1 protein-coding gene is annotated in these 242 nt (G+C 61.6%); it reads left to right on the top strand.

Annotation, left to right across the window (positions count from 1 at the left end; genetic code table 11):
* Window positions 1-242 (top strand): transposase (locus FNJ47_RS48675; RefSeq protein WP_163163803.1); only part of this gene is annotated, 242 nt, incomplete at both ends.

Here is a 242-nt window from a genome sequence, read left to right as displayed (position 1 = left end):
GGCGGGATGGGAAGACGAGCTCGAACGCTGGCTGATGCCGTTCTTGGACCGGCTGGGTCACAAGACTCGGCAGCGGATGTGTCCTCTGTATGTTGCGGGACTGATCGGTCCTGGCGATCGCAAGAGCGTTCAGCCGATGGCAGAACGCCTTGCCTCGGGCAGCTACGATCAGCTGCACCATTTCATCGCCGATGGTGTCTGGGACGCATCACCACTGGAATCTGAGCTGCTCAGCCAGGCGG

The organism is Bradyrhizobium uaiense (assembly GCF_010811875.1).
GTDB lineage: Bacteria > Pseudomonadota > Alphaproteobacteria > Rhizobiales > Xanthobacteraceae > Bradyrhizobium > Bradyrhizobium uaiense.
This window is presented reverse-complemented; position numbering and strand designations above follow the sequence as displayed.